Raw genomic sequence first — 20,627 nt, 5'->3', positions numbered from 1 at the left:
TGGCGCGGCGTCAGAAAGCGGCCGGATAGGCTCAACTGCCATTCATGCGCTGGAACAGCGCCTCGCCGTGCTGGCGCGTACCGATCGCCTGCCCGATCAGTACTTCGTCGCGGCCCTCGTCGAGGAGCATCAACGCTTCGGATGCGAACGCTTCCGGGCTCATCATTCCGGCGCTCTTCGTGCCGTCGCTGCGGGTATCGCCACCCAGCGCGGTGTCGACGATGGGAGGCGCCAACTCCACCACCTTGACCGCGGTGTGGCGAAGTTGATGCCGCAGACTGAGAGTGAACGAGTGAAGCGCAGCCTTGGTGGCGCAGTACACGGGAACATCGGCCATCGGCGCAAAGGCCAGTCCGGACGTGACGTTGACGATGACAGCCCGCTCTTGCCCGCGCAGCAGCGGCAGGAGCTCGCCGATGAGTTGCACCGGCGCGGTGAAGTTGATCGCAACCTCCTGCTCCAGGTCGTCCAGCGCGTGATCTCCGGTGAAGCTGCGGCGCGATTGAACGCCGGCATTGTTGAAGACGACGCTGAGGTCCGGGTGCTCGGCAGCAATCCAATCGACCAGCGCCCTTCGGCTTTCGGCGTTCGTGATGTCACAGATTCGCGTGATCAACGCTGGCTCGATCGCTTGCGCGCGAGCCAGCGCCTCTGCGCCCCGGCCGCAGACGATGACTCGATTGCCACGCTGAAGAAGTTGTTGCGCAAGCGCCAATCCGATGCCGCTTGAGCCTCCGGTAACGAGGATCGTGCTGTCGCGCAATGTCATGCTCTGGTCCTTTGAAGCGAGAACGCGGGGTCCATCGCCCTCGATGGCTCCCTGACTGTCGTTCTGATACGATCAAATGATGCCAATATGACATCATATTGTCAATATGGATTTATAGAGACCTATGGCAAAAGCAAAGCGAACCCCCTCCGGCGAAGCGATGAGCAGCTTGATGCTCGAGCTGTTCAGGCTCAACAGCCGCCTGCTGACAGCTGGCGACCGGCTGGTCGCGCCGCTCGGACTGACAAGCGCCCGCTGGCAGATCCTCGGCACCATCTTCAAGGGCGAACACCCGCAGCCGGTGGCATGGCTCGCCCGCAACCTGGGTGCCAATCGGCAAAACGTGCAGCGGATCGTCAACGACCTCGAAAAGGAAGCGCTGGTCGCATTCGAGGCCAATCCTCACCACCGGCGGGCGCAGCTCGTGGTCCTGACCGACAAGGGAAGGCAGGTCTACGCTGACGCAATGGCATTGCAGGCTCCATGGATCAACAGCCTCTCGGACGGGATTGCCGTGGGCGACCTCAAGACGATGCAAACGATCATGGCGTCGCTGCGACAGAAGCTGGAGCAAGACACGGAGGAGGACGAGCCAAGCTGACTGTGGTCAGCGGATTGATCGGGACATCGCGGGGTTCGGCCATGTGTGGACTCCTTCCAATCACTTCAACCCGCGGGTTGCGTCGCCAGGTGCCGCGCCAGCGCCTCGCGCGCACGCCGGGCGCTGTCGGCATCCACGCGATCGGCCAGCAGCTGCCCGAGTTGCTGCAGTTGCTGCGCCGACAGGCCGACGTTCATGCTGATGCGGATGTGTGCCTGCAACTGCGACTCGACGCCCGCGAGCGCGGCCAGCATGCTGACCGTGGCGACCTCGCGGCTTTGCCAGTCGAGGTTGTCGCGCTCGAAGATGTCGCCGAACAGATGGGTGCGGAGGTATTCGTTCGCCACGGGCGCGAAGTCGAACAGCGGCCCCTGCACCGGCGCACCCGACAGCTTGGTCTGGTTCGCGGTTCCCGCGGCCAGCAGGGCATCGCCCTTCGGAATCGGGCGGCCAGGCGCGTGGCCCGGCGCATCCTTCACGCCGCGCTGCTTGCGCGCCTCCACGACCTTCATCAGTTCCGTGAGCGCATTGAGGCTGCGCGGAAAGCCGGCATAGGCATAGAGCTGCACCAGCACTTCCCTGGCATCGCTGACCGCGAGGCCGGCGTCCAGCCCCTCGTTCAGTGCTGCGTTCAATTTGGCAATGTCGCCGGAGGCTGCGAAAGCCGCGATCGGCACGATGGCCTGCTGTGCGGCCGACAAGGTTTCGGAGGGGGATGTATTTGTCATGCGGGTCGACTCCTGGTTTTGCGATGCATGGCCGACGGAAGCCGTCAGCCCCGAGGCCATAGCGGCGGCCATGGCTGCCGCGGTGCGGCGCTTAACGTGCGTTGTATCGCTCAGCGCGACAGCGTCAGCCCGAAACCTGGTTGCAGCTCTTTGATTGCCGCTCTTGCGCCAGCAAGGTGGCTCTGCGCTCCGATTCGTTCATGTGGCTCGATGCATCGATGTAGCGAGCGGCAATGGCAAAAGGTATGACGACCTTCCAGGAGTTGCTCTTGGCTTGCGCCGCACGCTCCTGCGTCACCTGCTCTTGCGCCAGCTGGTCTGCGATGGCCCGGCAATCGAGCGAGGAAAACTGCGATTCCGGCATGCCGCTTTTAGGGATGTTCGAGCAACCCGTCCCGAGCAGGACAAGCGGGAACGACAGCAACAACGCATATCTTTTATTGATCATTTATTTCTCTTTGAAGTGGAGGACGCCTCGGCTTGAACGGCATCGTTTTTCAGTTACGCGGTGCACAGGTTCGGCACAGCGACCTTCTGAAAGAGATGAGGCCGGGCGACCATCGACGCCGGATGTGCCTTGGCCTTCTCCCGGAAGCCGGGGTGCTTGAAGGCCGTGCGCCATGCCGCCGCAGATTCGAAGACGGCATAGTTGAGATAAGTTGGGCTGTCTCCCAACGCGCGGTGAAGCTGTGTCGAGATAAAGCCGGGCTGGCTCTTCATGAAGGCGGCATCGGCGGCCCATGCCTCAAGGAACGCCGCTTCGTCTTCAGGCGCCATGGTGCAGAGATTGACCAGCACGATGGGGGCCGCATCGATGTCCATCTGGCGACTTACCGGGAATGACGGGTCGAGCGGCTCGATATCGGGCATGTTTTCAGTTCCTTGGAAAAAATCAGAGTTCTGTCGGACAGCCGGGTCGGCGGGGCGACATGTTTCCCTTCGGCACCAACTCCTGGTGTCGATGAGGAAGCTTGATTTGGACATGCGCTCGTGCCAGTTTCTGGCACCAGTTCAGAACTCCTGCCGTGTCGGTCGGAACAGGATTTCGTTGATGTCGACGTCTTCAGGCTGGCTCATGGCGAAGAGCACGCAGCGCGCAAAGCTGCTCGCGGGAATCGCATTGCGCTCGTAGAACGCCTGCATGGCCTGCGTCATGCCTTCTTCCTTGGTGGAGGCGGGCAGTTCCGTGTCCACCGCGCCCGGCGAGAGGATGGTGGAGCGGATGTTGTAGGGCTTCACCTCCTTGCGCAACCCTTCGGAAATCGCGCGCACGGCGAACTTGCTCGCGCTGTAGACCACGCCCCCCGCACTCACGATGTGGCCAGCCACCGACGAGACGTTGATGATCTGCCCGCTCTTTTGCGCCTTCATGGGAGGCAGCGCTGCAGCGATGCCATGAAGCACGCCCTTGATGTTCACGTCGATGGTCTGGCTCCACTCGTCCACGCGCAGCATCTCCAGCGGCGAGAGCGGCATGACCCCGGCGTTGTTGAGCATCACGTCGATCCGGCCGTGGGATTCGATGGCACGGGCGACCAGCGCCTGGACCTGATCGAGGTGCGCGACGTCAGTCTGCACGACGCTCTCGGCACCGAGGCCGAGTTCTTCTGCCAGGGCCTGCAGGCGATCGAGCCGCCGTGCGCCCAAGACAACCTTGGCGCCGGCCCATACGAGATGGCGTGCCGTTTCCGCGCCCAGGCCGCTGCTGCCGCCGGTGATGACGACCACCTTGTTTTCGATTCCTTGGGTCATGTATTTCTCACTTGAAGTTGGGTCACAGGCCCAGGAGACGCTCGGCATTGCCGTGGGCAATGAGGGCCTTGTCCGCGTCGCTCACGGGCAGGCGCTCGATGAAGGCTCGCGCGCCGTCCAGGCTTTGATACGGGTAGTCAATGGAATAAAGAATGCGCTCGGCGCCCATCAGCGCATGGATGAACTGGAAGTGCGGCAGCGTGAGCATGCCGCTGGGCGAGACGTACACATGCTCGCGGTAGGTCTGCACGATGGGACGCCTGAGGCCCGAGGCTTCCTGCGGGATGGAGTCTTCCAGCCGTTGAAGGAAGAACGGGACCATCTCGCCCCAGTGGCCGCTGATGACCTGCAGCCCGGGGTGCCGGTCGAAGGCGCCCGCGAGCAGCATGCGCACGACCTGGATGCCCGATTCGTTGTGCCAGCCCCAGGCGAACATGGCCAGGCGCGCGCTGAGCTCGCGCTCGAGGCCGCCGTAGTACGGCGCCTGCACGGCGGGCAGAGGCAGGCCGGGGTGCACGTACAGCGGCACCCTCAATTCGCTGAAGGCCGCAAGGATCGGCTCGTAACGCACATCATCCAGGAACGTGTCTCCGGGGCGGCCGTTGATGAGCGCGCCCTTGAGTCCGAGCTCTTTCACCGCCCGCTCCAGTTCGCGCGCAGCCGCCTCGGGCGCTTGCCAGGGCAGCGTGGCAAAACCCGCGAAGCGCGCGGGATGCGCCTGCGCCGTTTCGGCCAGCTTGTCATTGGCCGCGCGGTTCAGCTCGATGGCCTCTGCGGCGGGCAGCAATTGCGGGAACCCGCCATAGGAGAGCACCTGCATGTCGATGCCGGCGGCATCCATGTCGGCCAGGCGCGCAGCGCCCATCTCCAGCGCTTTGCGAGCGGACTCGCTGGGCGCAATGACATGCGGGCGGCTCGGATCGGCCACGTTCTGGCCATCCACCACGCGGCTGCCCCAGTCGGCAAAGTAAGGCGCCTCGGCGCGCACCAGCGCCTGGGTGGCCCCGCCGATGGCACGGTCGAGCACGTGCTCTTCGACGCAGATCAGTTTCACGCTATCCCCTTGAAAGCTTCAGCGGGCTTATGCCAACAGGGCGTCGCGCAGCGCGATGCCCAGGCTCGCCGCGGACTGCGGGTTCTGGCCGGTGATGAGCCGTCCGTCGACGACCACGTTGTCGGCCCAGTTGGCTGCGTTCTGATGCTGCGCGCCGCGTTCGTTGAGCGTGGACGCGAGCAGGAAGGGCACGACGTGCGTGGACTCCACCTCCTCTTCCTCGCCGTTGGTAAAGGCCGCCACCCGCTTGCCCGCCACCAGCAGGCTGCCATCGGCACGGCGCGCGTTGATCAGGGCCGCCGGGCCGTGGCACACGGCCGACACGATGCCGCCGGCGGCATCGATCTCGCGGATGGCCTTCTGCGCGGCCGCGTTGTCGGGGAAGTCCCACATCGTGCCGTGGCCGCCCGCAAAGAAGATGGCCGAGTAACGCGAGGGGTCCACGTCGTCGATGCACAGCGTGTGGGAGATGGCATGGCGGAAATCAGCATCGGCCCAGTAGCGGGCAATGACCGGGTCTTTCATGTCCTCCAGTCCATCCAGCGGCGCGTCGCCACCCAGGATGGAGGCGAACTCCACCTGGATGCCGGCTGCCTGCAGCTTTTCCAGCGGATGGGTGACTTCGGCCAGGTTGTAACCGGTGGGAATGCCCGTTGCGCCCTTCACGGCGTTGCTGCTGACGACGAAGAGGATGGGTTTGAGTTCGGAAGCTTGCTTGGTCATGGTCGTAGGTTCCTGTGTTCGGCGCGCCTCAGGCGTTGCCGGGTGCAAAAAGCGATTCCCAGTTCAGGAAGGGGCCCAGCGGGATGACGTCCCAATCGAGAAGACCGGCCTTGGCGAGCGGAAATTCGCGCAGCGCTTTCAGCGCGGCATCGGCCGATTCGCACTCGGCAATGATGGCCACGCCGGGGCGGTCCTGGCGGAAGTAGATGTCGCGCACGACGCCGCCCTTGTAGAGCTGCCAGGCGTGGCGGGCTTCGTCCTGCATGTGCGGCTGGTACTTTTCCAGGGTGGCGCCGGGCGCGGGGATGTCGAGGCAAAGAAATTTCATGAAGAGGCTCCTTGGTGAAAACGCATCAAGCGGGTTGAAGTCGGCGAACGGTCTCGGCCACGCGCCTGCCCAGGTGGGCGGCGGTTTCCAGGTCGCTCGTGATGGGGGCGTCGTCCGGTCCCTGGTCGCCGTTGGACTGCGCCATGGCGCCGAGCCAACTGCCCAGGCGATTGAGGTCATGCACGCTGCCGCGGCTGCTGTCGTTGCCCGGCTTCAAGTCCAGGCCTACCCACAACATGCCGTGCTGCGCCGCAAACAGCGCCATCGAGATCAGCGAGTGCAGCTTGTCGCCGTTCTGCGCACCCGAATTCGTGAAGCCGGCGGCCACCTTGTTGCGCCACTTCATGTCGTTCCAGACGGGCTTGGTCGAGGCCTCGCAAAACTGCTTGAAGCGCGCGCTCGGCGAGCCGTTGTAGGTGGGCGAACCAAAGACGATGGCGTCGCTCGCCTCGAGCACGTCCCAGGGGATGGCGCCTTCGGAAACGGCGATCAGCTGCACCTGCGCGCCGGCCACCTCTCGCGCGCCTTCGGCGACGCTCTGGGCCTGCCTGGCTGTGTGGCCCCAGCCGCTGTCATGGACGATCGAAATCAGCATTGGGGTCTTTTCCATTTCAAGATTTCCTACGCTGTAGGGTGAGAGGAAGGTCCAGGGCGATCGAGTTGCAAAGCTCGCTTTGTCGCCCAGAATTCTCTGTTTTAGAGAAAATGTGATGCTAAGGTAGAAAAATACTATCCAATGTAGAAAAGCATTCCCCTGCGAGAAAGTTCGAATTCACCAATGGACCCGTCGAACGCGGCCGTGGACCGCGCTAGGCGCTGTCGGGCTGGTTGCAAGGAAGCCCGTCTCGCCATTCCTTGACAAGCTGCCGGCGCGCACGCGGGTAGCGTTCGTCCAGAAAATCGACCGTCACGATGCGGTCTGTGCGAATACGGCAGAAGTCGCCGCTCGACTCGCACCACGCGGCAATCAGCCGCTGCGATTCGACGAAGCCGAGCATGATCGGCCAGATGGTCCGCTGCGAAATAGCCCCGCTGTCGTCCGCGTACCCGATGTGCATCTTTCGCTGCTCGCGCATGGCCCGCCGTACCTGCGCCAGATCGAAGACCGATGCTTCCTTCCTTTTGCGAAAGATGTAGAGCGCGTTGTCGTCCAACTCCGCCCTCATCTCGGCCGGGAGCACACCATTGATTTTTGCGAGCGCGTTCTGCACGGCAAGCGCCAGCGCTTCGTCGGCGTGGCGGCTGACCCACTGCGCACCGACCACGAGCGCCTGGACCTCTTCTTCCGTGAAAGACAGCGGCGGCAGCAAGAAATCGGGCCGAAGGATGTAGCCGACGCCGGCCTCGCCCTCGATGTGCGCCCCGATCGATTGCAGCGTGGCGATGTCGCGGCGGATGGTCCGCAGCGACACGCCTGTCTCGCGCGCCAGCACCTCGCCGGACACGGTGCCGCGATGCCGGCGAAGCACCTGCATGAGGTCGAACAGGCGGTGGCTTCGCGACATGTCAGGCCATCGCCACGAGGCCCTTGCCGCCGAGCTTGCGGCCCGCTTCGAGCGCGGTGACGAGGCCGATCGCCTCGTTCAGGGGAACGATCTCGGCGATCGGCATCCGGAACCTGCCCTCCCCCGCGGCACGGGCGAGGCTGTCGAGAATGTCGGGCCGCGGCGTGCAGACGATCGGTTTCAGCCGCCGGTTGAAGACCGAACGGATGAACTTGCCCGGCGTGGGATCGAGGTCCAGGAACACGCCGTCCTCGCGCAGCAGGCCCAAGCCTTGGGCGGTCGTCATCGTGGCGGCCGTGTCGTAGACGACGTCGAAACGCTCGTGCAGCTTGGACAGGTCGGTGGTCCGATAGTCGAAGATGTTCTGCAGACCGAGGGCCCGCGCCCGTTCCATTGCTCCGGCGCTGCAGCTGCCCGAGACAATGGCCCCGTGCATTCGCGCAATCTGGACAGCCGCTTCGCCAACCGCCCCGGTGCAGCCGTTGATGAATACATGCTGGCCGGCTGTCAGCTTCGCCTTGTCGACCAGCCCGTTCCACGCCGTGACGCCGGGGGTTCCAAGGCAAGCTGCATCTTCGAAGGAGACGTTGCCGGGCTTTACGGCCAAGGCGGTCTCGTTCGCGATCACGGCTTCTCCCAACGCGCCGCTTTCCTTGAAGCGCGCAAGCCCGAAGACGGCATCGCCAGGCACAAAGCGCGTCACGCCAGGTCCGACGGAGATGACCGTGCCGGAGAAGTCGAACCCCATGGCACGGGGAAACGCCCTGCCCGTCACGATCTTCATCTGGCCGTTGCGCAGCTTCCAGTCGATGGGGTTGATGGCTGCAAACTTGACCTTCACGGCCACCTGTCCCTGGCCGGGCGTCGCCAACTCGAACTCGTCGAGCCGCATCAACTCCGGACCACCGTACATGCCGTACTGAATGCGTTTCATGGCCGGCTGCTCCTCGCGAACGATTCAGTGCAGTCCGGGATCACCGCGCGCGCAATTTCCGCTGCGGCGCCATTGGCTTGAGTCACGATATTTCCTTGTGTTGCCTGAGAAATTTCAGTCTAGGCAGCGCTGGTGCCAGGTTTTGGCACCAGTCTTTTCGTGGCGCGCGCTCTCAAACCGATCCTTGTTGCCCTGCATTCCCACAGGAGCTTTCGGCAGGCATACTAAGTAGAAAAATACTATCCAATGTAGAAACGAATTCCCATGCCCGATGATCTGAATTCACCAATGTATTTGGCAAAGGCACCGCCGGAACGCCAGGAGCGGCTCGACGGCGTGACCTTGTTCGTGGACGTCGTGCGCCTCGGCGGCTTCACCCGCGCAGCCGAGCATCTGAGCCTCACCCGCTCGGCCGTGGGCAAGGCGATCGCGCGCCTGGAGGCGCGCCTGGACGTGCGCTTGTTTCATCGCACGACGCGCGTGCAAAGCCTCACCGAGGACGGCCAGATCTATTACGAACACTGCCTGCGCGCGCTCGCGGAGCTGCAGGCTGCCGAGGCGCAGATGGAGTCCGGCCGGCACCAGGTGGCGGGCCGTTTGCGCGTCTCCATGCCGGTCTTGTTCGGCCGCCATTGCATCGCGCCGATCCTGCTCGAACTCGCACGCGAGCATCCATCGCTCGAATTGCTCCTGAGCTTCAGCGACCGGCCTGTCGATGTGCTGGCCGAAGGCTTCGATCTCGCCGTTCGCAGCGGCTTCCTCGGCCACGAAAGCGAAGGCCTGCGTGCACGCAAGCTGGTGGTGCAGCGCAAGCGCGTGTGCGCCTCACCCGACTACCTGGCTGCGCACGGACGACCGCAGAACACGGGCGAACTGGCCTCGCACAGCATCCTCATTTACCGGCGTGCCGATCGCATCAACACGTGGCAGTTGCCCGATGCGACGGGACGCATCACGGAGATGCCGCTCAGCTCACGCCTGCAGCTCGATGACCTGGAGGCCATCGCAGACGCAGCGACGGCCGGCCTCGGTCTCGCGTGGTTGCCCGAATGGCTGGTGAGGGAACGCCTGCGCACAGGGGCGCTGGTCAGCGTGCTGGACGACCAGCCCGGCGCCGCGATGGATTGCTATGCCCTCTGGCCCGCTGCGCCGCACATGCCGCTGCGCCTGCGGCTGGCGGTGGATGCGCTGGTGGAACAGCTGCCCAAGGCATTGGGTGTGCCGGCCGAAGGCGGTTAGCGAGGCGCGTCGGTTCGGGCCGACATGGAGGATCTCCTCGCACGATCGGCTCGCTACTTCCGCTCAACGAGGTCGTAAAGCGCATTGGCGAGCGGTGACCGAACAGAAGAGCGCAACCACACCATGCCTACTTCTCGTGACGGACACGGCGGGGGCAACGGGCATCGCTTGGTTCGGCCATCGGGCTTTCCAACGGCCGGCCAGTCCGGGAGGATCGAAACGCCGAAGCCCTCGGCCACCAACTGCGCGATGTGCTCGATGCCATCGAGTTCGAACCGCACCTTGGGTTTGATGCCGCGGCTTCGCAGGTATTCGTCGGCCATCTTGCCCGCAACCACCTTGCGGTCGTAGAGGATGAACGGCTCGCGCGCCGCGGTGAGCAATGGGTCCCGAACAATCATCTCTTGCGGCGCAAGAAGAATCAGTGCCTCGCTCCTCAGCATGCGCCACTCGCAGGTCTTGGGCATGGCGAAGATGGGGTGAACCAAGATGGCCACATCCAGATTGCCGTCCACGACACGCTCGAGCAATTTCGATGACGTCCCGGGCTCGATGTAGATCTGCACGGTCGGGTGCGCGCTCATCCAGCGCCGCAGCAGCGCAGGGACCATGCCCATCAACGCCGTTGGCGTCGCACCCAATCGCAATGGACCTGCCGGCAGCCCGGTGTCGGATGCGGCTGAACGCAGTTCTCGCACGCCCCTCAAGACTTCTCGTGCCTGGTCGACGAGGCGCGCGCCGACCACCGTGGGTTTGACCGTTCGCCCTACGCGGGTCAAGAGCTGGCAGCCGATATCCGCCTCTAGCGAGCGCATCTGCTGCGTCACCGTGGTTGCCGGCAAATCCAGTCGGCGAGAGGCATCGGCCACGGAGCCGCAGTCGACCACGGTCACGAAGCTCTGCAGAAAGCGTGTATCCATTCGACGGATTTTGCGTCATCTAAACCATTGGAAAGCAGCTTTTTTGAGCAGTCGTTGCTTGGCAAAGTTGTGCCGATCAAATCCTGATGCCCTCCCAAGGAGCCCAAATGCCCATCATCCAATCTATTGAAGTCTGTGTTGCGCGAGTACCGCTGGAGAAAGTCACTTACCTCTCGAACCGCACGGTGGTCGACCGCCACTACGGCTTGGTCAAGATCCGCAGCACCGACGGCGTCGAAGGCATCGGCTTCTGCTATGTGGGCAACGCTGCCGGCGAGATCTTTCGCGTTGCGGTCGAGCAATTGCTGGCGCCTGTGCTGATCGGGCGCGATTCGCTGGCCGTTGAAGGGCTGTGGAAAGACATGTACCAGGAGGCGCTCCTGCAGGGCCGCATGGGCACCGTCATGCGCGCGCTGAGCGCACTGGACATTGCGCTGTGGGACCTCAATGCGCGGACTGCCAAGCTGCCGCTTCACAAGTATCTCGGAGCCGTGGAGCTGGAGACCGTCGCGGCCTACGCGAGCGGCGGCTACTACGTGGACGGCAAGACGGCCGAGCACGTCGGTGAAGAAATGGCCGGCTACGTCGAGCTGGGCTTCAAGGCGGTCAAGATGAAGACCGGCCGCTGGAGCCCTCAAGGTGAAGAGTCACGCGTCAAGGCTGCCCGCGAAGCCATTGGACCGGATGTCGAGCTAATGCTCGACTGCAACAACGGCTGGATCGATACGGTGCAGGCAATGCAGTACCTGCGCCGCATCGAGCAATACGACCCGTACTTCATCGAGGAGCCGTTCGGTCCGGACGACGTCGAAAGCCACGCGCGTCTCGCCAAGCTGACCCGCATTCCCGTGGCGACCGCAGAAATCGGCTACGGCCGCTGGTACCACAAGCACCTCTTGGACATGGGTGCCGCCGCAATTCTGCAAACCGATGCCGCCGTGTGCGGGGGCATCACGGAGTGGAAGCGCATCGCTGCCATGGCTGCTGGCTACGGCATCCAGATGTGCCCCCATTGGTTCCACGACGTGCATGCACCCTTGGTGGCGTCCACACCCAACGCGCGCTACGTCGAGTTCTTCTGGGACGACCAGGTGCTCAATTTCCGCCGCCTGTTGGACCGCCAGCTGGAACAGACCAAGGGTCGCGTCGTTCTGCACCAGACGCCCGGCCTGGGCTTCAACTTCGACGAGGCACAAGTCTCGAAATTCGGCCATTGGACCAAGGTCGGCACCTGAGCCCTCGGAAGGGACGAACACAACAAGGAGACACCCAATGCACCGAAGACACTTCCTTTCAACGGTCGCCGCCGCGGGCGCGCTTTGCGCGAATCCGGCATTCGCACAAGGCAAGCTGCCTTCCGGGCCGGTGCGAATTCTCGTGGGCTTCTCCGCAGGAGGCGGCACGGACATCCTGGCGCGCATCATCGCGAACAAGCTCAACGTCTTGTGGGGCATCCCGGTCATCGTCGAGAACAAGGCGGGCGCCGCGGGTCTTATCGCAGCGGCCGAGGCGGCAAAGGCGGCTCCCGACGGGAACACGCTCATGATGGGCCACATCAACGCTCTGGGAATTGCGCCTGCGCTCTACCCCAAGCTCGGTTTCTCGCCGGACAAGGACTTCGCGGCGATCGCGCTGGTGGGGCAGACGCCGCAGGTGTTGGTCGCGAGTCCCAAGTCGGCCGCAACCCTTCCTGCCTTGCTCGAGCAGCTCAAGAAGAAGCCCGGGGAGGTGAGCTTCGGCTCGTCGGGCACGGGCTCGGCGCAGCACCTGGCATTGGCCTTGTTCGAGCAGTCGGCGAATGTCTCTGCGCTGCACGTTCCTTACAGAGGGGCCGCCAACGTGATGACGGACCTGGTCGGAAGCCAGATCGACTACGCGTTCGAAGGCATGACCACCGCATCACCGTTCATCAAAGGCGGAAAAATCAAGGCCATAGCGCAGACCGGCTTGAAGCGGGCGAAGGCCTTCGCCGATATCCCCACGGTCGCTGAGCAAGGCTATCCGGGGTTCAACGCCAGCATCTGGTTCGGCCTCGTCGGGCCCGCCAGGATGCCGGCGGATGTGGTGGCGCGCATCAACAACGACGTCAACCAGGTGCTGAGGATGCCGGATGTCGTGAGCAGGCTGGAAGAGTTCGGCGCCGAAGATGGCGGCGGGACGCCGCAACGCTTCGACGCCTTCATGCGTGACGAGCGCGCCAAGTGGGCCAGGCTCATCCAGGCGCGCGGTATCAAGGTCGACGCCTGAAGCGCGCCCTCGTCAGGTGACGTCACATCACGTCAGGTCAAAAGAAAAAGCGCAGGGCACCAGCGCTCCTGCATCGCTTGTTCCAGGGGACTGGCAAGCATCAACTCGGAGACACAACATGAATATCACCCGTCGTTCGGCCCTCGTGGCCGGCGCCTCGCTCGTGGCAGGCGCGTCCTGGGGCCAAGCGCTGCCCAACAAACCCATCACCCTGGTCGTTCCCTTCGCTCCCGGAGGCAACGCCGACATCGTGGCGCGCTGGATTGCGGTGCCGTATGCCAAGCTGTTGGGACAGAGCGTCATCGTCGACAACAGGGGCGGTGGCGGCGGCGCCATCGGGACCGCCCTCGTGTCGAAGGCGCCTGCCGATGGGGCAACGCTGCTGGCGGCCACGCCCGGCCAGCTCGGCACATTGCCTCACATGTTCAAGACTTCGTACAAGTCGGAAGACTTCGTTCCCATCGGCGTTCTGAGCAAGACCTCCATTGCCGTCGTGGTTCGAAACGGCGATCCGCGTTTCAAGACGCTCGAGGAGTTCATCGCCTACGCTCGCGCCAACCCCGGAAAGCTGAACGTGGGCCACGCCGGTCCCGGATCGCCCAACCACCTGGCCATGCTGCAGTTCGAGAACGCTGCGAACTGCCGCTTCACACCGGTCGCCTACAAGGGCTCCGGTCCCGCGTTGATCGATCTGCGCGGGGGCACCATCGATGTCATGTTCGATCAGATCAGCAGCTCCCTTCCTCATCTGAAAGCAGGCACCCTGACCACGCTGGTGGTGCTCGGCCTCACGCGCGACGTGGCAGTGCCCGACACACGCATCCTGAAGGAAGCAGGTCTCCCGGAATTCGACGCCAGCACGTACATTGGCCTTCTTGCGCCCAAGGGTGTCTCGGCCTCCGTTGTCGCGGCCCTCACCGCCGCGGCACAAAAGGTCGCCAGCGACCCGGCGTTCGACCTCGGATTGAAAGCGATCGGCAGCGGCGCCCACTATGAGGACCCGAAGCGCTTCGCCGAGATTCTCAAAGCGGACGAGGCCTTGGCGGTCTCGCTCGTCAAACAAGGAAGATTGGTCAATGAGTAACGACAGTCAGGCGGCAGCAGAGCCATGGTGGGACTGCCATTTCCATGTGTTCGACAACGCCCGCTACCCGCTTGCGCCTGGCGGGGCCTACGTTCCCGAGGACGCACCGCTCGAAGCGTTTCGACAGGTGTGCAAGTCAAGAGGCATCCAGCGCGCCGTCCTGGTTCACCCCAGCGTTTACGGCGCGGACCATTCAAGCTTCGAGGATGCGCTGGCCACGAACGGCGACTGGCTGCGGGGCGTTGCCGTCGTGTACCCCGACGCGGCCGTCACCTCCGATGCGCAGATTGCCCGCTGGCACAAGCTCGGCGCCTGCGGGACTCGCATCAACCGGCTCTTTCCCGGTGCACCGGACGACATCGAAAGCGTCATCGATCGGGTAAAGCCCTTCGGATGGCATATCCAGGTGCTGGTCGATCTGGAGGAGGACCTTGGCCTGGTCAAGCAGATTGCTGCCAGCGGCATGCCTGTCGTGGTCGACCATTTCGGCCACCACCCGGTCGATGAACTGCTGCGTAGCGCCGCCTTCGCGGACCTGCTGGCGCTCATGCGTGAGGGGCAGGCCTGGGTCAAGCTGTCGGGTCCGTACAGGGTGCAGCGGACCGAGGGACCGTGGCGCTCGCTGCGTCCGGTGGTCGATGCGATGGTCGCCGCCAACTCCCGGCGGTTGGTGTGGGGAAGTGACTGGCCTCATCCGCCGAGTTCAAAGCATCCGTTTCCGCCGCCTGACCCTTCTGAGATCGGTCTGACCATCCCGCACTGGCTGGACGGGCCTGAACTGCTGAGACGTGTCATGCACGAAAACCCTTGTGTGCTTTACGACCGCAATCGGCTTTGAGCATGGAAGGATGCTCCTGCAATCTCGCTGCGGCACCGTGAGGCAAGCAGGACCACTTCCCGCAGCCCTGCTTGCTTCGCAATCAACCCATCGTGACGATGAGCCGCCCGGTGACACGACCTTGCGCGCTCAGTTCATGCGCGGCGGCAATGCTGTCCAACGGAAAGGCCTTCTCTACTGGCAAGGTGAACGATCCAGCGGTGAACAGTGCTGCGGCGCCTGCCAGGGCCTTTGTCGATTCCGTCGGCTCGAACGATGACTTTGCGCCGTATTGAGGGGCAGACAGGTCTGCGATCGACAGAACCTGCGAGGGGTCGCCGGTGATCGCCACCAGTTCCGGAATGACGCCAGAACCGGCAATGTCGAGTGCCGCCTGCACACCCTCCGGCGCAAGGGCCGCCACCCGCTCGGACAGGCCGGGACCGTAGGTCGTCGGGAGCGCGCCCAAAGAACGCAGATACGTGTGCTTCGGCTCGCTGGCGGTGCCGATCGTGCGGATGCCCGCGGCCTTGGCAAGCTGGATCACCGCGGACCCCACCCCGCCGGCAGCACCGCTGACCAACAGCGTCTGCCCTGGCTTCACACCCACCTGGTCGATGATCCGTGCGGCCGTCTCGATCGCGACGGCAAAGCCCGCGGCTTCTTCATAGGAAAGCCCAACGGGCTTGGGTGCCCACTCGTGCAGGATCGCGTACTCGGCCATCGTGTTGTGCCCTTTGCCGAACACGGCATCGCCGACCAACGCGCTGGAGACGCCTTCACCGATCGCGTCGATGACGCCCGATGCATCGAAACCGCTGCCCGCCGGCAGCGCGAGGGGCATCATCTCGTGCATGTATCCGGCCCGCAGTTTCCAGTCGATCGGGTTGATCCCCGCCGCTTTGACCGCGATCCGCACCTGGCCTGGGCCTGGCTCGGGCATATCGACTTCTTCGATCTTCAAAACCTCCGGGCCGCCGTAGCTGTGAAACCGTACTGCTCTCATTGGGTGTTTCCTTGTTTGACGTTGGTGAATGGAGTGGGCATCGAAGGAGCCAATGGCCGCCGCACGCGTGCGGCCCAACCGCCAGTTCCTGTCCACGCCGCCATTGTTTGACGGCCCATGCATGGTGCATAGTCCAGAAAACTTGGACACGATGTCTCACGCATGGAACACTCTTTGGATATCACCACAGTCGCCGACTTCAACCTCGTCGCCACCCACGGCGGGTTTGGGCTCGCAAGCCGTGCCAGCGGCCAGCCGAAGGCCACGCTGTCTCGCCGCGTACGGGCGCTGGAGGAAAGCCTGGGCGTGCGCCTCGTCGAGCGCGGTGCGCGCAAGCTGAAGCTGACGCCCGAGGGCGCCATCCTGCATGCGCGAACCGCTGATCCCTTCGGCGAGATCGCGCAGGTGATCGACGAACTGAAGGCCGGCATCGGCCGGCCGCGCGGCGTGCTGCGCGTCAGTGCGCCACTCATGTTCGCGCATACCGCAATGGGACGGTTCGGCGCGGCGTTCCTCGACGCCTATCCCGAGGTGCGGCTGGAATTGACCGCGGACGACCGCCTCGTCGATCTCGTGGGCGACGGATACGACGTCGTGCTGCGCTTCAACCCGCGGCCAGATGATGCGCTGGTCGGCCGCCGCTTCCTAAGCGACCAGTTGGTGCTCGTGGCGTCGCCCGATGTGCACCGGCCGCAGCCCGGGCCATCGGGCGATACCGAAATCCGGGCAATCGTGCGCACCGGCCGCGCCGAGGTGGGCCCGTGGACGGTGGTCGACGCGGCGGGCCACGTGCATATCTTTCGCCCGCAACCCGTGCTGTGCTTCTCGACCCCCTTGCTGATACGAAGCGCCGTGCTTGCCGGCGCCGGCGCCGCCATGGTGCCGCGCTCGGTGATCGCCGAAGACATCGCCGCCGGACGCCTCGTCGAGTGGGGCGCGGCGCAGGCGCCTCCGATCGAAGGCTGGGTGCTGCACGCATCGCGGCGACTGGTGAGCCCCAAAGTGAGTGCCTTCGTCAATTTCCTCTGCGAGTACTTCCGCTGATGCGCTGATTCAAACCGCGTTTCTGGAGTGAATGCTTCGACGATGTGGTCGACGCAGTGGCAGAACGACTGCCCAAGATACGGGGCTAGCAGGCCGGGCGCAGCTAGCGAGCCGCGTCGGCACTGGTTTTCTGCCGCAGATCCTGGACATCGCGCCGCGGCGGCGCGCCGAACAGACGACCGTATTCGCGGCTGAACTGCGACGGGCTCTGATACCCCACCTGGAACGATGCGCTCGAAGCATCGATGCCTTCGGACAGCATCAGCCTGCGCGCTTCGTTCAGGCGCAGCCACTTCTGGAACTGCAGCGGGCTCATGGCCGTCAGGGCACGGAAATGCCGACGGAAACGCGATGGACTCATCTGCACGTCGGCCGCAAGCGTCTCTACGCGCAGCGGCTGCGCGAAATTCAGCTTCAACCATTCGATGGCACGCGCGATGCGCTGGTTGTGGCTTCCTGCCGACGCCATCTGCCACAACCGCGCGCCCTGCTCGCTCATCAACAAGCGATAGAAGATCTCCTTGCACACCATTGGCGCAAGCACCGGAAGGGCCGCCGGATCGTCCAGCAGGTCGACGAGCCGCAAGAAGAGTTCGAGGAATTTCTCCGTCGTTTCGCCCAGAACCAGGCCCGGCATCAAGCTCGCCTGTCCCTCCAGCGCCGGCGGTTCGGCCTGCAGGACGAGCTCCGCGATGCTGCGTGCATCCAGCGTCAGCACCAGGCTCAGGTATGGCCGGTCTGGGTGCGCCTCCACTGCCTGCAACACCACCGGCAAGTTGAGCGCGGCGAGGAGGAAGCGGCCACTGTGATAGCTGTAGGCATGCTCGCCCAGCAACGCGCGCTTGGCGCCCTGCACGGTCAGCGCAATGCTGGGGCCCACCATGCAGTTCATCGGCTCTGTCGGCTCGTCGTGACGATAGAGCGTCAATCCCGGAACGGCGGTGTCGAATTGCTCGGTGCCGTCCGTCCAGCGGGCGATGCGCTGTGCCAGCGCGGCTCGCAGGGCCTCGAACGTATCCGGCTGTACGCCGGAACTGGGCCGCTCTTGCTTCACTTCTCTTTCTCCAAGGCTGAAATGGCGCATGGTAGGGCGTACTTGCCGGTCGCTTGTCCATTACCTGCGGCGACGCTCGGATCAGGCAAGAACTCGCGCGGATCTGTCTATCGAGGCTGTCGTGTTTGCGCCAAGAATGAGGCATGCCATTTCCGACCATTCGCGCGCCCAGGCATTTCTGGAAGCTCGCACTCTTCGGCACGTCGCTGTTGCCGCTGGCGCTGAGCGAGACAGCGCTCGCCCAACCGGCCTCGACACCGCTCGTGCGATTTGCAGAACTCGATGTCGACAAGACCCGACTCGACGACTTTCGCAAGGCCGCGCGCGAAAACGCCGAGGCCAGCATGCTGGAGCCGGGAGTCCTCGCCTTCCACGCCGCGGCGGAGAAAGACAACCCCGGTCGCGTCCGTGTGTTTGAGATGTACGTCGACGCGCAGGCCTACAGGGCTCACGTGCAGACGCCCCACTTCCAGAAATTTCGCGCGGTGACCGACGCCATGATGCTGCGCCGTGAACTGCATGAAGTCGTACCCGTGCGTCTTGGAGCCAAGGCAAGCCTGAGCGGCCAGCCGCTCGTGCGCGTGGCGGAACTCACGATCGATCCAGCCCAGCTCCAGGCCTACAAGGATGCCGTGACGGAAGAAATCGACACGTCGATCCGCATCGAGCCGGGCGTGCTGGCACTCTATGCCGTTGCACTGAAGGCGCAGCCCGCTCAATTGCGCTTCTTCGAGATCTACGCGGATGACGCGGCGTATCGATTGCATATCGACTCGCCGCACTTCAAGAAGTACGTCGAGACCACCAAGTCCATGATCGTTTCGCGCAAGCTCATGGAGGCGCAGCCCATCGCCCTCGGCCTTCCCTCACGCTGAATTCACCACACCACGCTTGCATCCATGATCTCGTTCACCCATATCAAGAGCCTGCAGATTGCCGCTCTTGCCGCCGTCGTCCTGAGCGGCTGCGCAGCGGATGCCGTGCACACGCAGGCTTCTGCCACCAAGGCACCGGCCTACTACGTCTCGGAATTCGAGGTCACGGATCCGGAGGGCATCAAGCCCTACAGCGCGCAAGTGGACTCGACCTTCAAGCCCTTCGGCGGCTACTACTTCGTGCGGGGCGGGCAGGTCAACTCACTCGAAGGCGAGCCTGGCAAACGCATCGTCATGATTGCCTTCCCCAGCCTCGAGCAGGCACAGGCCTGGTACGACTCGCCAGCGTATCGGGCGATCCGGCCCATTCGCTTCAAATCGGCGAAGTCGCGCGTGTACATCGTCGAGGGTGCTCCGCCTGTGCCAGAACACGTCCTTCGGTAACGGGTCAAGCAAGAGAAGAAGACGAAAGCATCCTCCATGAAACCATCGAATCAGCCTGCGCAGCCTGCGGAACGCCGCATGTTCTTCAAGGCAGTGGGCAGAAGGTTCAGATAGCGCCCCGAGACTTCGCTTGCGCATCCTCCGCACGCGTATGTGCTGGCAGGCACGTGTGGTCAGGCGAAGGTCATGGAGCGCTGCCATAAACGCGGCATCGTGCGGGAACTGCAGGCCTGCAAAGGTTGGCGGCCGCACGACCATGTCTTCGATTTAATAAAAGCCACGCGCTTCTCATGAAACTACTTGAATTGCTGCACAGAACTGCGCGTCTGCTGACGATCGGCTGCGGGATCGCCCTCTTCGCTTCCCAATGCCTTGCTGAAACCGAAGTGCGTGAAGAGCGGCTCATGCTGCCTGTCCGTGTTGCGCCCGACAAGGTCGAGCTGCTCGAGGCGTTCGTGGTTCGACCTGTCGGCGACGGAAAATTTCCGGTTGCGCTCATCGTGAACGGCTCCAACGGAAAACTCGAACCTTCGGACATGCATGCCGATTGGCTGTCCCATCTTGCCCATGATTTTGCGCACCGCGGCTGGTTGGCAGCGTCGGTCGTCTGGCGCGGCTATGGCAACTCGACCGGCGCCGTTCAGGACGAGGCCGGCACTTGCAAGGCGCCTGACGTTGCGCATTACTTCGATGCGCATGCCGACGACCTGGGCCAGGTGCTGAATGCACTGCACAGCCGACCGGACGTCGACCCGGCGACGACGCTGGGTGTCGGCTTTTCGATCGGCGGCGCCTCCATGCTGGACCTGGCGGCCCGCGCGGATCATCCGTTGACGGCCGTGGTGAACATATCGGGCGGCGTCTACCACCACAACGCCACTCCCGGTGTGCGCGCCTCGGGCTGCGATCTCTTCGATGCGGACCTCGTCCGCACCATGAACGGGTTCGGGAAAACGTCGCGGGTACCAACGCTGTGGCTATACGCGGAAAACGATCCGTTCTTCGGCCCGAAGCTTATGGAACGCATGCTTGTCGCCTATCGCTCAGGCGGCGGCATTGCCGACTCTGTTCTGCTCCCGCCGTTTGAGAAGGACGGACACACGCTCTTTCGCTGGCAAGCCAGCGCGCTGACGCGGCCGGAAATAGACAGGTTTCTTCGAAGCAACCGTCTCCCCGCGGGAGATCGCGTGGACCTGACGGCGTTTCTCGATGGCTTGCCGCCGGAATCGCGCCAACAGGCGATGCTCTATTTCCACGGTGTCCCCAATGAAAAGGCCATGGCGATGTCGGCAGAAGGCGGGCGTGTCTACTGGGCTCAGGACGCCCACTCCCCGGACAAGGCACGAAACTCCGCCCTTTCCTACTGTCGCCAGAAGACGGGGCAGTCATGCCGGATATTCGCGGAGAACGATCGCCTGATGGGCAGCTAGGGAACGTCTGATCAAGTCGTAGATTGATTTGATGACGAGGACGCGTGTTGAGTTGCTGCGCTTGCGGGCTCAT

At 63.8% G+C, this 20,627-nt stretch carries 24 protein-coding genes; 10 read left to right on the top strand and 14 right to left on the bottom strand.

Translation table 11 applies throughout. The annotated features are described in order from the left end of the window. Nucleotides 1-31: 31 nt before the first annotated feature. Complete coding sequence (locus AC07O3_RS08015) at nt 32-769, bottom strand: SDR family oxidoreductase (protein ID WP_495339030.1); 738 nt, start codon at nt 767-769, stop codon at nt 32-34. 124 nt (nt 770-893) lie between these two features. Here AC07O3_RS08015 and AC07O3_RS08010 point away from each other — a divergent pair, with 124 nt between their 5' ends. Then, complete coding sequence (locus AC07O3_RS08010) at nt 894-1,370, top strand: MarR family winged helix-turn-helix transcriptional regulator (RefSeq protein WP_495339029.1); 477 nt, start codon at nt 894-896, stop codon at nt 1,368-1,370. A gap of 65 nt (nt 1,371-1,435) precedes the next feature. Here AC07O3_RS08010 and AC07O3_RS08005 read toward each other — a convergent pair whose 3' ends face one another. From AC07O3_RS08005 to AC07O3_RS07960, 10 genes are all read right to left on the bottom strand, one after another. Next, the gene (locus tag AC07O3_RS08005) at nt 1,436-2,098 is read right to left on the bottom strand and encodes a carboxymuconolactone decarboxylase family protein (RefSeq protein ID WP_495339028.1); all 663 of its coding nucleotides are present in this window, start codon (nt 2,096-2,098) and stop codon (nt 1,436-1,438) included. 124 nt (nt 2,099-2,222) lie between these two features. Further along, a complete protein-coding gene (locus tag AC07O3_RS08000; protein ID WP_495339027.1) occupies nt 2,223-2,525 on the bottom strand; it encodes a hypothetical protein in 303 nt (100 codons plus the stop codon). 74 nt (nt 2,526-2,599) lie between these two features. Next, entirely contained in the window at nt 2,600-2,968 is a 369-nt protein-coding gene (locus AC07O3_RS07995) for an antibiotic biosynthesis monooxygenase family protein (protein ID WP_495339026.1), read from the bottom strand. Between the two features lie 141 nt (nt 2,969-3,109). Then, the gene (locus AC07O3_RS07990; protein ID WP_495339025.1) at nt 3,110-3,850 is read right to left on the bottom strand and encodes an SDR family oxidoreductase; all 741 of its coding nucleotides are present in this window, start codon (nt 3,848-3,850) and stop codon (nt 3,110-3,112) included. 22 nt (nt 3,851-3,872) lie between these two features. Beyond that, the gene (locus tag AC07O3_RS07985) at nt 3,873-4,904 is read right to left on the bottom strand and encodes an amidohydrolase family protein (protein ID WP_495339024.1); all 1,032 of its coding nucleotides are present in this window, start codon (nt 4,902-4,904) and stop codon (nt 3,873-3,875) included. A 27-nt stretch (nt 4,905-4,931) separates the two neighbouring features. Continuing rightward, nucleotides 4,932-5,627 (bottom strand): type 1 glutamine amidotransferase domain-containing protein, encoded by a 696-nt coding sequence (locus AC07O3_RS07980; RefSeq protein ID WP_093074200.1) that lies wholly within the window; start codon nt 5,625-5,627, stop codon nt 4,932-4,934. 28 nt (nt 5,628-5,655) lie between these two features. Further along, nucleotides 5,656-5,955: a superoxide dismutase gene (locus AC07O3_RS07975; RefSeq protein WP_093074202.1), complete on the bottom strand. Its 300-nt coding sequence runs from the start codon at nt 5,953-5,955 to the stop codon at nt 5,656-5,658. Between the two features lie 25 nt (nt 5,956-5,980). Continuing rightward, nucleotides 5,981-6,550: a flavodoxin family protein gene (locus tag AC07O3_RS07970; protein ID WP_426393177.1), complete on the bottom strand. Its 570-nt coding sequence runs from the start codon at nt 6,548-6,550 to the stop codon at nt 5,981-5,983. A gap of 214 nt (nt 6,551-6,764) precedes the next feature. Beyond that, nucleotides 6,765-7,460: a helix-turn-helix transcriptional regulator gene (locus AC07O3_RS07965; protein ID WP_093074206.1), complete on the bottom strand. Its 696-nt coding sequence runs from the start codon at nt 7,458-7,460 to the stop codon at nt 6,765-6,767. Nucleotide 7,461: 1 nt separating this feature from the next. Beyond that, entirely contained in the window at nt 7,462-8,394 is a 933-nt protein-coding gene (locus AC07O3_RS07960) for an NAD(P)-dependent alcohol dehydrogenase (RefSeq protein ID WP_495339023.1), read from the bottom strand. A gap of 288 nt (nt 8,395-8,682) precedes the next feature. On the opposite strand from AC07O3_RS07960, the gene AC07O3_RS07955 reads away from it, so the two are divergent. Continuing rightward, a complete protein-coding gene (locus AC07O3_RS07955; protein ID WP_495339022.1) occupies nt 8,683-9,633 on the top strand; it encodes a LysR family transcriptional regulator in 951 nt (316 codons plus the stop codon). Nucleotides 9,634-9,686: 53 nt separating this feature from the next. On the opposite strand, the gene AC07O3_RS07950 is transcribed toward AC07O3_RS07955, so the two are convergent. Further along, nucleotides 9,687-10,553 (bottom strand): LysR family transcriptional regulator, encoded by an 867-nt coding sequence (locus AC07O3_RS07950; RefSeq protein ID WP_495339021.1) that lies wholly within the window; start codon nt 10,551-10,553, stop codon nt 9,687-9,689. A gap of 107 nt (nt 10,554-10,660) precedes the next feature. Between AC07O3_RS07950 and AC07O3_RS07945 the strand changes: the two genes are divergently transcribed. The 4 genes from AC07O3_RS07945 (at nt 10,661) to AC07O3_RS07930 (ending at nt 14,722) form a co-directional block, all read left to right on the top strand. Then, nucleotides 10,661-11,788 (top strand): mandelate racemase/muconate lactonizing enzyme family protein, encoded by a 1,128-nt coding sequence (locus tag AC07O3_RS07945; protein ID WP_495339020.1) that lies wholly within the window; start codon nt 10,661-10,663, stop codon nt 11,786-11,788. A gap of 37 nt (nt 11,789-11,825) precedes the next feature. Continuing rightward, on the top strand, nt 11,826-12,800 hold the full coding sequence (locus AC07O3_RS07940) for a Bug family tripartite tricarboxylate transporter substrate binding protein (protein ID WP_495339019.1): 975 nt from the start codon (nt 11,826-11,828) through the stop codon (nt 12,798-12,800). Between the two features lie 118 nt (nt 12,801-12,918). Continuing rightward, nucleotides 12,919-13,884 (top strand): Bug family tripartite tricarboxylate transporter substrate binding protein, encoded by a 966-nt coding sequence (locus AC07O3_RS07935; protein WP_495339018.1) that lies wholly within the window; start codon nt 12,919-12,921, stop codon nt 13,882-13,884. Beyond that, nucleotides 13,877-14,722 carry an amidohydrolase family protein gene (locus AC07O3_RS07930; RefSeq protein WP_495339017.1) on the top strand — a complete coding sequence of 282 codons (846 nt, stop codon included), beginning with the start codon at nt 13,877-13,879 and terminating at the stop codon, nt 14,720-14,722. Before AC07O3_RS07935 ends, AC07O3_RS07930 begins: the two co-directional genes overlap by 8 nt. A gap of 82 nt (nt 14,723-14,804) precedes the next feature. Here AC07O3_RS07930 and AC07O3_RS07925 read toward each other — a convergent pair whose 3' ends face one another. Next, nucleotides 14,805-15,707: an NADP-dependent oxidoreductase gene (locus AC07O3_RS07925; protein ID WP_495339016.1), complete on the bottom strand. Its 903-nt coding sequence runs from the start codon at nt 15,705-15,707 to the stop codon at nt 14,805-14,807. A 162-nt stretch (nt 15,708-15,869) separates the two neighbouring features. Here AC07O3_RS07925 and AC07O3_RS07920 point away from each other — a divergent pair, with 162 nt between their 5' ends. Further along, entirely contained in the window at nt 15,870-16,751 is an 882-nt protein-coding gene (locus AC07O3_RS07920) for a LysR family transcriptional regulator (protein WP_495339015.1), read from the top strand. Nucleotides 16,752-16,854: 103 nt separating this feature from the next. Here the strand turns inward: AC07O3_RS07920 and AC07O3_RS07915 are convergent, their stop codons facing one another. Then, complete coding sequence (locus AC07O3_RS07915; protein ID WP_495339014.1) at nt 16,855-17,835, bottom strand: AraC family transcriptional regulator; 981 nt, start codon at nt 17,833-17,835, stop codon at nt 16,855-16,857. A gap of 113 nt (nt 17,836-17,948) precedes the next feature. Here AC07O3_RS07915 and AC07O3_RS07910 point away from each other — a divergent pair, with 113 nt between their 5' ends. From AC07O3_RS07910 to AC07O3_RS07900, 3 genes are all read left to right on the top strand, one after another. Continuing rightward, complete coding sequence (locus tag AC07O3_RS07910) at nt 17,949-18,680, top strand: putative quinol monooxygenase (protein WP_495339013.1); 732 nt, start codon at nt 17,949-17,951, stop codon at nt 18,678-18,680. Nucleotides 18,681-18,704: 24 nt separating this feature from the next. Further along, a complete protein-coding gene (locus AC07O3_RS07905; RefSeq protein ID WP_093074218.1) occupies nt 18,705-19,124 on the top strand; it encodes a DUF1330 domain-containing protein in 420 nt (139 codons plus the stop codon). 290 nt (nt 19,125-19,414) lie between these two features. Continuing rightward, nucleotides 19,415-20,554, top strand: a complete 1,140-nt coding sequence (locus AC07O3_RS07900; protein ID WP_489012934.1) for a hypothetical protein — start codon at nt 19,415-19,417, stop codon at nt 20,552-20,554. Nucleotides 20,555-20,627 lie beyond the last annotated feature (73 nt).

The sequence above is a fragment of the Variovorax sp. GW821-FHT09D05 genome (genome assembly GCF_059416325.1).
This window is presented reverse-complemented; position numbering and strand designations above follow the sequence as displayed.